Annotated in this window: 8 protein-coding genes and 1 pseudogene; 4 read left to right on the forward strand and 5 right to left on the reverse strand. The window is 71.4% G+C overall.

Annotation, left to right across the window (positions count from 1 at the left end):
- Positions 1-95: 95 nt before the first annotated feature.
- The 4 genes from J0I43_RS11360 to cydC all read left to right on the forward strand — a co-directional run bounded on the left by J0I43_RS11360 (position 96) and on the right by cydC (position 6,160).
- A complete protein-coding gene (locus J0I43_RS11360; RefSeq protein WP_292863608.1) occupies positions 96-1,541 on the forward strand; it encodes a cytochrome ubiquinol oxidase subunit I in 1,446 nt (481 codons plus the stop codon).
- A gap of 8 nt (positions 1,542-1,549) precedes the next feature.
- The gene (cydB, locus tag J0I43_RS11365) at positions 1,550-2,581 is read left to right on the forward strand and encodes a cytochrome d ubiquinol oxidase subunit II (RefSeq protein WP_292863611.1); all 1,032 of its coding nucleotides are present in this window, start codon (positions 1,550-1,552) and stop codon (positions 2,579-2,581) included.
- Positions 2,582-2,690: 109 nt separating this feature from the next.
- Complete coding sequence (gene cydD, locus J0I43_RS11370; protein ID WP_292863614.1) at positions 2,691-4,475, forward strand: thiol reductant ABC exporter subunit CydD; 1,785 nt, start codon at positions 2,691-2,693, stop codon at positions 4,473-4,475.
- Positions 4,472-6,160, forward strand: a complete 1,689-nt coding sequence (gene cydC, locus J0I43_RS11375) for a thiol reductant ABC exporter subunit CydC (RefSeq protein WP_292863617.1) — start codon at positions 4,472-4,474, stop codon at positions 6,158-6,160. Before cydD ends, cydC begins: the two co-directional genes overlap by 4 nt.
- Positions 6,161-6,183: 23 nt before the next feature.
- On the opposite strand, the gene J0I43_RS11380 is transcribed toward cydC, so the two are convergent.
- From J0I43_RS11380 to J0I43_RS11400, 5 genes and pseudogenes are all read right to left on the reverse strand, one after another.
- Positions 6,184-6,789: a GNAT family N-acetyltransferase gene (locus tag J0I43_RS11380; RefSeq protein ID WP_292863620.1), complete on the reverse strand. Its 606-nt coding sequence runs from the start codon at positions 6,787-6,789 to the stop codon at positions 6,184-6,186.
- 9 nt (positions 6,790-6,798) lie between these two features.
- A pseudogene (locus J0I43_RS11385) lies at positions 6,799-8,423 on the reverse strand (SDR family oxidoreductase).
- A gap of 47 nt (positions 8,424-8,470) precedes the next feature.
- A complete protein-coding gene (locus J0I43_RS11390; protein WP_292863623.1) occupies positions 8,471-10,390 on the reverse strand; it encodes a helicase HerA-like domain-containing protein in 1,920 nt (639 codons plus the stop codon).
- A gap of 9 nt (positions 10,391-10,399) precedes the next feature.
- On the reverse strand, positions 10,400-11,038 hold the full coding sequence (locus J0I43_RS11395) for a phosphatase PAP2 family protein (RefSeq protein ID WP_292863626.1): 639 nt from the start codon (positions 11,036-11,038) through the stop codon (positions 10,400-10,402).
- A 45-nt stretch (positions 11,039-11,083) separates the two neighbouring features.
- On the reverse strand, positions 11,084-12,358 hold the full coding sequence (locus J0I43_RS11400; protein WP_292863630.1) for a multidrug effflux MFS transporter: 1,275 nt from the start codon (positions 12,356-12,358) through the stop codon (positions 11,084-11,086).
- Positions 12,359-12,443: the final 85 nt, after the last annotated feature.

Here is a 12,443-nt window from a genome sequence, read left to right on the forward strand (position 1 = left end):
CGCATGGGTTTATTCACGGCCCACCCCCTCCTGCGCTGAGAAAGACCTGTGTACCTTCAGTCACAAGGAAGACCCACCTCCGGGGAAGGACTGCGATGGACTTCTTGGACCCGCTCCTGCTCGCACGCTGGCAGTTCGGCCTCACCACCCTGTACCACTTCATCTTCGTGCCGCTCACGCTCGGGATGTCGTTGTTCGTCGCGATCTTCCAGACGATCTGGCACCGCACCGGCGATGTGAAGTGGCTGCACCTGACGCGCTTCTTCGGGAAGATCTTCCTGATCAACTTCGCGATGGGCATCGTCACCGGCATCGTGCAGGAGTTCCAGTTCGGCATGAACTGGTCGAGCTACAGCCGCTTCGTCGGCGACGTGTTCGGCGCTCCGCTCGCCTTCGAGGGCCTCATGGCCTTCTTCTTCGAGGCGACGTTCATCGGACTGTGGATCTTCGGCTGGAACAAGCTGCCGCGCCGCGTCCATCTCGCGACGATCTGGATCACGGTCGTCGGCACCTGGCTCTCGGCCTACTTCATCCTCGCCGCGAACGCGTTCATGCAGAACCCCAAGGGCTACCAGATGTCCACCGAGGGGCACCGCGCCGAGATGGCCGACTTCTGGGCGGTGCTCACCAACCCCGTCGCCCTCACGCAGTTCCCGCACACGATCTCCGCCGCGCTCATGTTCTCCGCCGGCGTGATGATCGCCGCAGCGGCCTGGCACCTGTCCCGCAAGCAGCATGACGAGACGATGCGCCCCGCCCTGAAATTCGGTCTGTGGGGCATGATCATCGGCTTCGTGTGCGTCTTCCTCTCCGGTGACCAGCTCGGCCTCGTGATGGTGCAGACCCAGCCGATGAAGATGGCCGCCGCCGAAGCGCTGTTCAATACGGCGTGCGGGCCGGATGCCTCGTTCTCGCTGTTCTCGATCGGGACGCCCGACGGCACCGGCGAGGTCTGGTCGCTGCGCGTGCCGTACGCCCTCGCCTTCCTCTCCACGCACGACTTCAACGGCTGCGTCGAAGGCATCAACGATCTCAACGCGCTCTACACGAACGAGATGTTCCCGCAGTTCGCCGACCAGGTCGGCGGCAACTTCGCCCCGATCCTCTGGGTCACCTACTGGGCGTTCCGCTGGATGATGGGCTTCGGCGTGCTCGCGACGGCGATCGCGGTCGTGGGGCTGTGGGTCACCCGCAAGGGCGCGAAGCGTCCCGTCGCCGGTTGGATGTGGAAGATCGCGATCTGGCAGGCGCCGCTCGCCCTCCTCGGCATCCTCGTCGGCTGGATCTTCACCGAGATGGGCCGTCAGCCGTGGATCGTCTTCGGGCTCATGCTCACTCAGGACGGGGTCTCCCCCAACGTGCCGGGGTGGACGGTGCTCATCTCGCTCATCGCCTTCACTCTCATCTACCTGGCGCTCGCGATCGTCGAGTTCGGTCTCATCTTCAAGACCGTGCGCGAAGGCCCCGCGCCGCTCCCCGGGCCCGATGACCCCGATCCCGCCGACCTCGCCGTCGAAGAGACGCCTTCGACGGTCTACTAGGAGCTGACATGGATCTCGCAACTCTCTGGTTCTTCATCGTCGGCGTGCTCTTCGTCGGGTACTTCGTCCTCGACGGGTTCGACTTCGGCGTCGGCATGTCGCTGCCGTTCCTCGGCAAGGACGAGGTCTCGCGCCGCCAGGTGATCAACACGATCGGCCCGGTCTGGGACCTCAATGAGACCTGGGTCATCGTGGCGGGCGCGTGCCTGTTCGCGGCCTTCCCCGAGTGGTACGCGACCCTCTTCAGCGGGTTCTACCTGCCGCTGCTGCTCATCCTCCTCGCGCTCATCCTCCGCGGCGTCTCCTTCGAGTACCGCCACCAGCGCGACGACATCCGATGGAAGCGCCGCTTCGACTGGATGATCACGATCGGCTCGGTCGTGCCCGCCCTCCTCTGGGGCGTCGCGGTCGGCAACATCGTGCAGGGCGTGCCGATCGATGCCGACAAGAACTTCACCGGGTCGCTGTTCACGCTCCTCAACCCCTACGGGCTGTGGGTCGGAGTGACGACGCTCCTCCTGTTCTTCCTGCACGGCGTCTACTTCGTCGGGCTCAAGACCGACGGACAGGTGCACCACGACGCGCAGGCGCTCGGTAAGAAGCTCGCGATCCCGACCGTGATCTTCGCGGCCGGCTGCGTCGTGTGGACGATCGCGATCGCCGCCGGCCGTGACGCGCCGCTGCTGTGGGCCGTGATCGCGTGCGGAGTCATCGCCGCGGTGGCACTCCTGGCATCCGTCGCCTTCAACTGGGTGGATCGTGACGGTCGCGCGTTCGCCGCGGGCGCCGTGACGATCGTGTTCGCGGTGCTGACGCTGTGGCTGGCGCTCTTCCCCTACGTCATGCCGGCCTCGAACGACCCGGCGAACAGCCTCACGATCGCGAACGCCTCGTCGACCCAGATGACGCTCGAGATCATGAGCTGGGCGGCGCTCGTCTTCCTTCCGCTCGTGCTCGCCTACCAGGCCTGGACGTACTGGATCTTCCGCAAGCGTGTCACCCGCACGATGATCGAGAAGGCCGAGGCCTCCGCGCACTGAGCGTGTCTCCGTTCGTCGGACCGGCGGGGCGGGAGTCGCCCACCGGTGCACGAGGGTCGGCACCCGCACCACGGTCCCGACGAACGACGCGGTAGGGCAGGATCGAAGCATGGCACCCGACCCGGCACCGACGCGCGTGCGCCCGGTGGATCCGCGACTCCTGCGGTATGCCGCCGCGTCGCGAGGGTTCTTCGCCCTCATCGCGGTGATCGGCGCGGCGCAGACCGCCGTCGTCGTCGCCTTCGCGTGGCTGCTGACGCAGGCCATCACGCGCGTGATCGCGGGGACGTCGTGGGCGGAGCTCACCGGCATCCTCGCCGCACTCGGCGCCGTCGCAGCCGCGCGCGCCGTGCTGCTGTGGGCGCGGGAGTCGCTCTCGGCCCGGGCATCCGCGCGCGTGCAGCTGCAGCTGCGCGAACGGCTCGTCGCCGCCGTCGGCGCACTCGGTCCCGGCTGGCTCGCGGGGCGCAACACGGCGCAGCTCGCCGTCACCGCCGGCCGCGGCCTCGAGGCCCTCGACGCCTACTTCGGGCGTTACCTCCCGCAGCTCGTGCTCACGGTGATCGCGACGCCCGTGCTCGTCGCGGTCATGTGGTGGCAGGACTGGGTGTCGGGGCTCACGGTTCTCATCACCCTCCCCCTCATCCCGCTGTTCATGGTGCTGATCGGCCTCGCGACGCGCACCGTGCAGCAGAAGCAGTGGCGGACCCTCGGTCAGCTCGCGGCGCGGTTCGCCGACACGGTGCAGGGGCTCGCGACGCTCAAGGTCTTCGGTCGCCAGCACCGCGCGGCATCCTCGATCGAGAAGGTCACCGACGCCTACCGCGGCGAGACGATGCGGGTGCTGCGCGTGTCGTTCCTCTCCGGATTCGCCCTCGAGCTCCTGGCCTCCATCTCGGTCGCGATCGTCGCCGTGTCGATCGGCTTCCGCCTGCTCGACGGGTCGCTGACCCTCACGGTGGGCCTCTTCGTCCTGCTCCTCGCGCCCGAGGCGTACCTGCCGCTCCGCCAGGTCGGCGTCCAGTTCCACGCCGCCGCGGAGGGCGTCGCCGCCACCGACGACGTGTTCGGCGTGCTCGACGAGGCGACGGACGCCCCCGCCGCCGCACCGCGGACACAGGCGTCGGGGCGGGTGGGTTCCGGGCGGGTGGGTTCCGGGCGGGTGGAGGTCCGCGACGCGCGCGTCCGTCGCGGCGACGTCCTGATGCCGCCCGTCTCGTTCACGGCGATGCCCGGCACCGTCACCCTCATCGAAGGACCGAGCGGCTCGGGCAAGTCGAGTCTCCTCGCCGCGCTCCGGGGAGCTGCGGCGTACGAGGGCCGCGTGACGGTCGACGGGATGCCGCTGGCCGAGCTGTCCGCGCCGGAGTGGCTGGCGTGGGCCGGTCAGCAGCCCGGCCTCATCGCCGGGACGATCGGCGACAATGTCGCCCTCGGCGACCCGTCGGATGTTGACCCGTCGGATGTTGAGGAGATGACGGATTCTGAGGACGAACCCGAGGCATCCGATCCTCAGAATCCGTCATCTCCTCAGAATCCCGCGGCGCGGCGGGCCACGATCGTCCGCCGCGCGCTGCACCTCGCGCAGGCGGGCGACCTCGACCCCGCGCGCGAGCTCGGCGTACAGGGGGCGGGCCTGTCCGGCGGGCAGGCGCAGCGCGTTGCCGTCGCCCGCGCCCTGTACCGGCACCTGCGCGGTCTCGCGGCGGTCGTCGCCCTGGACGAGCCGAGCTCTGCGTTGGATGCCGAGACCGAGGATGCGCTGTGGCGCGCCGTCCGGGGTGTCGCCGACGAAGGCGCCACCGTCCTCCTCGTCTCGCACCGCCGGTCGGCCCGCGCGATCGCCGATGTGGTCGTGACGCTCGCCCCCCGCACGGCGGAGGTGGTGGCATGACGGCCCCCGCGGTGACCTCCGCCGAGATCCTCCGCCGCGCGATGCCGCCGCTGCGCCGGTTCTGGGCGGGTGCGGCGTCGGGCTTTCTGTCCGAGGCATCCGCCGTCGCGCTGCTCGCGTGCAGCGCGTGGCTCATCGTGCGGGCGAGCGAGCAGCCCGCCGTGATGTACCTGTCGGCCGCCGTCGTCGGCGTCCGCGCGTTCGCGCTCAGCCGCGCCGCGTTCCGCTACACCGAGCGTCTCGCGAGCCACGACGCGGCGCTGCGTCAGCTCGCCGTCACCCGCACCGACCTCGTGCGCCGGCTCATCCCGCTCGCGCCGGACGGACTCGCCCGCACGCGCCGCGGCTCCGTGCTCGGTGCGCTCGTCGACGACGTCGACGAGCTGCAGAACCTGCCGCTGCGGGTGGTCCTCCCGCTCGTATCCTCGGTCACTGTGGCGATCGGGGCGGTCGTGCTCGTCGCGTTCGTGTGGTGGCCGGCGGCGCTGACGCTCCTCGGATGCCTCGTGCTCGCCGCGCTCGTCGCGACCGGGTGGGGCTGGGCCGCGGGCTCGCGCGCGGAGCGGCGCATCGCGCCGCTCCGCGCGCGTCTCGCCGACGCCGTGCTCGATCACCTCGCGAGCCTCGACGTGCTCGTCGCCTACGGCGCCGAGCACGCCAGCGCCCGCCGCATCGCGGACGCCGACGCAGAGCTCCGGCGCGCCGTGACACGGCGCGCCGGAGCGCAGGCCGGGACGACGGCGCTCGTCTCCCTCGCGGCCGGCGCCGCCTCGCTGGTCGCCGTGCTCGTGACCGCGCCCGCCGTCGGTGACGGCACCCTGACCGGCCCGGCGTTCGCCGTGGCGGTGCTCGTGCCGATGGCCGTCTTCGAGGTGTTCGCCGCCGTGCCCGCAGCTGCGGCGGCGTGGCGGCAGGTACGGGCGGCGGCGGAGCGGATCGCGGCATCTCTCCCGGAGGAGGTGCCCGCCGGCATCCCGTCCGAGAGCGTTCCTGCGCCCACCGGTGCCGCTCCCCCGCTCGGCGAGGGACTCGCGCTGCGCGGCGTTTCGGCGTACTGGCCGTTCGCGGGCGACGGCGACCGTGAGGCACTGCACGGGGTCGACCTCACCGTCGCGCCCGGCGAGCGCGTGCTCGTCGTCGGATCGAGCGGCGCCGGCAAGACGACGCTCGCGCACGTGCTGCTGCGGTTCCTCTCGCCCTCCGAAGGCCGGTACTCGCTCGGCGGCACGGATGTGGCGACCCTGAACCCCGACGACGTGCGCCGCACCGTGGGCCTGTGCGAGCAGCAGCCCATGCTCTTCGACGAGGACATCCGGCAGAACCTGCTCTTCGCGCGTGACACGGCGACGGATGCCGAACTCGAGGCCGTGCTCGAACGCGTCGGCCTCGGCGAGTGGCTGCGCGAGCGCGGCGGCCTGTCGGCGCGCGTGGGCGAGCGCGGAGCGCTCGTCTCGGGTGGGCAGGCGCAGCGCATCGCCCTCGCCCGCGCGATCCTGCACGGCTTCCCCGTGCTCGTCCTCGACGAGCCGACCGCGGGCGTCGACGCCGATGCGTCCGACGCTCTGCTAACCGACCTCCTCGGCGCGGTCGCGCCCGAACAGGCGATCGTGCTGATCTCGCACGTCGCCGTCCCGGACGGCCTGGTCGACCGGACGGTCCGGCTGGCGGCCGGCTCCGTCGTCTGAACCGAGCCGGTCGGGGGCAGCCGTCAGAGCTCGCGTCCGAACGCGACGACGTCCTCGTGCGAGGGGATCCGCGTGAAGCCGACGCGCGGATAGAAGGCGATCGCGCCGGCGTTGCGGACGTCGGCGGCGAGGTGAAGCCCCGTCACGCCGCGCGCCCGCAGCGCGCCCGTGAGCGTGTCGATCAGGCGGCGCCCGAAGCCCTGACCCTGCAGCTCGGGCAGGAGGTCGATGTGGAGGTGTGCCGGGTAGGTGTCGCCGAAGGGCTCCGCGCCGCCGCGGCGCCCGTACGCATACGCGACCGTGCCGTCCTGTCGCGTCCGCTCACCGACCGGCGCAGACGGCATCGGCCAGCGCTCGGCGAATTGCGGCCACCAGTGCACGGCGAACCAGTCCTCGAAGGCGCGGGTGTCGTCGGTGCCGACCACGTAGCCGACCACGCGGCCGTCGTCCGCCTCGACGACGAACGCCAGGTCGGGATGCCGCGCCGCGTAGGGCAGCACGAACACCGCGCCCCACAGGTCGTCGTCGGCGAAGACACCGGTGGCGTCGGCTCCGGCATCCGCCGTGCGCAGGCAGATGTCCGACAGCGCGGCCTCGTCGCCGGGGCGGAAGGGGCGGATGAACGGCACGCGCCCAGTCTAGGAGCGGTCCGCGCCGCCGGACGCTTCGCCCGCGGCCTGCGCGTCGGCCTCGGCGGTCGCCGTGATGCGTTGCGCCATCCCGCGGAAGATGAACCCGTGGAAGGGCAGCACCGCGAGCCAGTACAGCCGCCCCGCGAGCCCGGACGGGAAGAACACGGCGCGCTGCCGGTACACCGACCCGCCGCCGGCGTCCGGCTCACAGGCGAGATCGAGCCAGGCGAGGCCCGGCACCCTCATCTCGGCCCGCAGCCGCAGGAGCTTGTGGGGCTCGACCTTCTCGACCCGCCAGAAGTCGACGACGTCGCCGACCGCGACCCGCGACCTGCTGCGCCGGCCCGAGAGAGCCCGACCCCGCCGACCAGGCGGTCCATCCACCCGCGGATCGCCCACAGCACAGGTGCCGAGTACCACCCGTTGACGCCGCCGATCCCGGCGATGACCGCCCACAGGTCCTCGACCGGCGCGGGAGTGCGCGCGACCCGCACATCGGTGAAGACGGTCCGTCCCGCCCATTCCGGGTCGGACGGCAGCGGATCGGACGGGATGCCGGTGACCTCGGCATCCTGCCAGCTCGTCTCCACCGTGTCGGCCTCGACGCGACCGAGCGCGAGGGCGACCGCTCGCCGATACGGCGTGAGGCCGCCGTCGGGAGGCGGGATGAGCGCGTCGACGTCGTGGTCGTCCATGACGCAGTCGTGCTGCAGCGACGCGATGAGGGGGCGCGCGATCGCCCGCGGCACGGGCGTCACGACGTTGACCCAGTGCGAGGCCAGCCCCGGGGTGAGGACGGGGAGCGCCGCGATCGGCCGCTGCGGCAGCCCCGCCTCGACGGCGTAGCCGTTCATCATCTGTCCGTACCGCAGGACGTCCGGCCCGCCGATGTCGACGGCGCGATTGACGTCGGGGGCGACGCGCGCCGCGCCCAGCAGGTAGTGCAGCACATCGCGCACGGCGATCGGCTGGATGCGATTGCGCACCCACTTCGGTGCGGGCATGTACGGGAGCACATCGGTGAGGTGCCGGATCATCTCGAACGACGCCGACCCCGACCCGATGACGACGCCCGCCTGCAGCTCGAGCGTCGGCACGCCGCTCTGCAGAAACGTCTCGCCCACCTCGACGCGCGATCGCAGGTGCGGGCTCAGCGGTACGCCTTCCGGATGGAGGCCGCCGAGGTAGACGATGCGCCGGACGGACGCCGCCGATGCGGCCGATGCGACGGCGCGTGCCGCAACGAGATCGGCCCGCTCGAACCCCGCCCCCTGACCCATCGAGTGGATGAGGTAATACAGCACATCGACGTCGGCGCAGGCGCGCTCGAGCGCCGCGGTATCCGTCGCCGCGCCTTCGACGACGTCGACGGCGTCCGCCCATTCGAAGGCGGCGAGCCGTGCCGGATCGCGCACGAGGACGCGCACGCGGTACCCCGCCGCGACGAGGCGCGGCACGAGCCGTCCGCCGATGTAGCCCGTCGCCCCGAGGACGAGCGCGCGGGGCGCGGTGCCATCCGCGCGGGGCACGGCGACGAGCGCCTCCTCGCGCCCGGTCGGGGTCGTCAGCTCGCTCATGCGCCGAGCGTACGACGGCGAACGGGCGGGGGCGACGGGCTTGCGCCCCGGCATCCGCCGGGGTAGCCGAGCCGGTCGCCGTCAGCGCCTCCCGGTGCCTGTCAGCGCCTTCCGGTGCCGAACATCCCGCGGATGACCGAGTTCAGGATCGTCTGCGTCGTCTTGGAGTTCAGCACCTGCTCGAGCGGCGACGCGTCGGCCTTCCGCGTCGTGCGGGTGCGTGACGTGCCGCCGGAGGCCTTCATGAGCCGGTCGTACTCCTTCTGTCGCTCCTTCTCGGCGGCGGCTTCGGCCTTCTGCGCCGCGGCCTGCTGCTTGGCGAGCTCCTTGTCGGTCTCGGCCTGCGCCTTGGCCGCAGCCGCGGCCTCCTCCGCCTCGGCCGCGGCGTTCATCTTCGCCGTGAGGATCTCGCGCGCCGACTCCCGATCGATCGGCGTGCCGTAGCGCGGCAGGAGGCTGGATGCCGCGACGGCGGCGTCGATCTGGGCGTCCGGCGTCGGGGACATGAGCCCCTGCGGTGCGCGCAGGCGCGTCCACGCGACCGGGGTCGGGGCGCCCTTCTCGCTCATGACCGTGACGATCGCCTCGCCCGTGCCGAGCTCCTGCAGCGTGCGCTCGAGGTCGTACCCGCTCTTCGGGTAGGTGCCCACCGTCGCCCGCAGGGCCTTGGCGTCGTCGGGGGTGAAGGCGCGCAAGGCGTGCTGCACACGCGAGCCGAGCTGGCCGAGAACGTCGGAGGGGACGTCCTTGGGCGTCTGCGTGACGAAGAACACGCCGACGCCCTTCGAGCGGATGAGCCGGACGGTCTGCACGATCTGCGCGAGGAAGTCCTTCGAGGCATCCCGGAACAGCAGGTGCGCCTCGTCGAAGAAGAAGACGAGCTTCGGCTTCTCGGGGTCGCCGACCTCGGGCAGGATCTCGAACAGCTCGGCGAGCAGGTACATGAGGAACGTCGAGAACAGCGCGGGCTTGTCGGCGACGCCGGGCACCTCGAGGAGCGAGATGACCCCGCGGCCGTCGGCGGCCAGACGCAGGAAGTCGTTGACGTCGAACTCCGGCTCGCCGAAGAAGACGTCGGCCCCGCCGTCGGCGAACGTGATGAGTTCGCGCAGGATCACTCCCGCCGTCGCGGCCGACAGGCCGCCCAGGTTCTTCAGCTCCGCCTTGCCCTCGTCGCTCGTAAGATAGGTGAGCACGGCGCGGAGGTCCGACAGATCGACGAGGGCGAGACCGTTCGCGTCGGCGTAGTGGAAGACGAGGCCGAGGCTCGATTCCTGCGTCTCGTTGAGGCCGAGGACCTTGCTCAGCAGCAGCGGCCCGAACCCCGAGACCGTCGCACGCACGGGAACACCCTTGCCGACGCCGCCGAGGGCGAAGAACTCGACGACGGATGCCTCGGGCTTCCAGTCCTGGCCGAGGGCGCGCGTGCGGGCGAGCAGCTTGTCGCTCGACTCCCCCGCCGTCGCCATGCCGGAGAGGTCGCCCTTCATGTCGGCTGCGAAGACCGGCACGCCCTTGTCGGCGAGCTGCTCGGCGAGACCCTGCAGCGTGCGGGTCTTGCCGGTGCCGGTGGCGCCCGCGACGAGCCCGTGGCGGTTCAGCATGCCGAGCGGGATGCGGATCTGCGCGCTCGGCAGCGGATCCCCGTTCATGAGCGCCCCGAGATCGAGCGTCTCCCCTTCGAAGGCGTACCCCTTCGTGATCGCCGCGATGTCCGCGTCACCGAGCGGGCCGGTGCTGTCGGACGCGACCGGCGCCGGAGCGGCCTCCGCCGGCGCGGCGTCGGTCGGGGCGTCATCTGCCGGCGCGTCCTCCGCCACGGAGGCAGCAGACGGCGCGGCCGACGCCTCCGGCGGTGCGGCAGGCGGGGTGGATGCCGCTCCGCTCTCCGAGGCGGCGCGGGCCGCCTCGGCTTGCGCTGCGGCGAGCGCGGCCTTGGCCTGGGCGAGCTTCAGCGCCGCCTCGGCGGCTTCGGCCTCGGCCTGCAGACGGGCGAGCTCGGCGTCATCGGGAGCAGTCATGCCTGAAGCCTAGCGAGCGCGCCGCTCGCTCTCACGGGTCAGTATCGGCGTGAGTGCCGCCGCGACCAGGAGCGCGAAGCCCGCGCCCACGAGCGCGCCTCCGACGGTGTCGCTCAGCCAATGCGCGTGCACCTGTGTCCGGCTGAAAGCCATCGCGAACACCCAGGCCGCGCCGACGATCGCGACCCAGAGGCGCGGCGCGAGAACGACCGCGATCACCGCGATCGTCGCGGCGTTCGCGGTGTGGCCGGAGGGGAACGATCCGTGGTCGGAGACGACGATCATGTCCTCCGGGCGCGCCCGACCGAACGTCGCCTTGAGGATCTGCACGCCCGCCGCGCTGGCTGCGGAGGCCACGAGCACGAACGCCGCGCCCCACGGGCGCCGCAGGGCCAACAGCACCGCGGCACCGCCGAGCGGCACGACGAACGTCGCGAACCAGCCGCCGCCGAGGAAGTTCATCGCGAGCGACGCCGGCTGCAGGAACACGAAGAACGAGACGACGCCGTTCCACCAGTCGTCGAGATCGACGTCGGCTTCGACCGTGACGAGGATGCCGAGGGCGAACGCGCACACGACGAGCACCACCCCGATCACCGCGCGCTGCAGGGCGATCGTCGTGGCGTGTTCGTCGGGCGGCGTCGTCATCGCCCCATTGTGCCCGACCGGCTTCCGTCGAGGCTCAGTGGCGATTCAGGGCGCGAGGCGCGCGACCGTCCGCGGCCGCACGACGAGCCACAGCGACAGGAAGCCGACGACGGCGCAGCCGATCATGACGACGGCCATCGTGGTCGCCGTGATCCCGGCATCCTTCGCGATCCACCCGACGAGCGGCGAGATGATCCCGGCGACGCCGAAGTTACAGGCGCCGATGAGGGATGCCGCGGTGCCCGCCGCCTTGCCGTGTCGGTCGAGCGCGAGCACCTGCACGCACGGGAAGGTGAACCCGCACGCGGTCATGAAGACGAAAAGCGGCACCATCGTTCCCCAGAGCCCCGCGCCCAGCTGATCCAGCACGACGATGGCCGTGGAGGCGAGGACGAGAACGGCCGTCGACCACGCGAGCACCCACTGCGGCCCGAACCGCGCCGCGAGCCGCGACGCGACCTGCACGCCGACAACGACGCCCACGGAATTGACGGCGAAGAGCACCCCGTACTGCTGCGGGTCGAAGCCGTAGCCCTCCTGGAAGAGGAACGGCGACGCCGAGAGGTAGGAGAACAGCCCGCTGAAGGTCATCCCGCCGATGATGAGCACGCCGATGAACACGCGGTCGCGCAGGACGCTGCGGTAGCGCTGCAGCACGGTCGCCCCGCCCTTCTCCTGCCGGCGCGCGACGGGGAGCGTCTCGGGCACGATCACGATCGCCGAGACGAGCATGACGAGTCCGTATGCCGCGAGCACGACGAAGATGCCTCGCCAGGGCATGATCGCGAGGAGGGCCGAGCCGATGAGCGGTGCTGCGACGGGGGCGACGCCGGAGACGAGGGCGAGGCGGCTCAGCATCACGACGAGCCGACGACCGCCGAAGAGGTCGCGGACGATCGCCATGGCGACGACGCCGCCCGCGGCGGCGCCCATCCCCATGAGCACCCGGGCGACGCTGAGCAGCTCGAGCGAGGGGGCGAGGGCGGCGCCCGTGCTCGCGACGACGTGCAGCGCGGTGACCGACAAGAGCGGGATGCGCCGACCCACCTTGTCGCTGAGCGGACCGACGATGAGCTGCCCGAGCGCGAACCCGATCATCGTGCCGGTGAGCGTCAGCTGGATCGCCGCGGCGGTCGTGTGGAAGTCGGCCTGCAGGACGGGGAAGGCCGGCAGGTAGAGATCGATCGTGAATGGGCCGAGAGCGGTGAGGGCCCCGAGCAGGATGATGTAGACGACACGGCGCGACGTCGTGATCGCGTCGCCCGGGTGCAGCACGATCGGTGCGGTGGAGGGCGAGGAGGAGCGGTCGATGTCGCGCACGGGGGTCCCGTCGATGAGGGGGTGGGAGCTCGAGGAGCGGTGACGCACGAATCTCGAAACGATTCGGCGAGCTTTCTATGATATT

This window comes from Microbacterium sp. (assembly GCF_017305435.1).
GTDB lineage: Bacteria > Actinomycetota > Actinomycetes > Actinomycetales > Microbacteriaceae > Microbacterium.

Excerpts from the sequence above, each read along its gene's own strand:
- J0I43_RS11360 (WP_292863608.1), top strand. The coding sequence starts at position 96 with ATGGACTTCTTGGACCCGCTCCTGCTCGCACGCTGGCAGTTCGGCCTC.
- cydD (WP_292863614.1), top strand. The coding sequence starts at position 2,691 with ATGGCACCCGACCCGGCACCGACGCGCGTGCGCCCGGTGGATCCGCGA.
- J0I43_RS11395 (WP_292863626.1), bottom strand. The coding sequence starts at position 11,038 with ATGACGACGCCGCCCGACGAACACGCCACGACGATCGCCCTGCAGCGC.
- cydC (WP_292863617.1), top strand. The coding sequence starts at position 4,472 with ATGACGGCCCCCGCGGTGACCTCCGCCGAGATCCTCCGCCGCGCGATG.
- J0I43_RS11390 (WP_292863623.1), bottom strand. The coding sequence starts at position 10,390 with ATGACTGCTCCCGATGACGCCGAGCTCGCCCGTCTGCAGGCCGAGGCC.
- cydB (WP_292863611.1), top strand. The coding sequence starts at position 1,550 with ATGGATCTCGCAACTCTCTGGTTCTTCATCGTCGGCGTGCTCTTCGTC.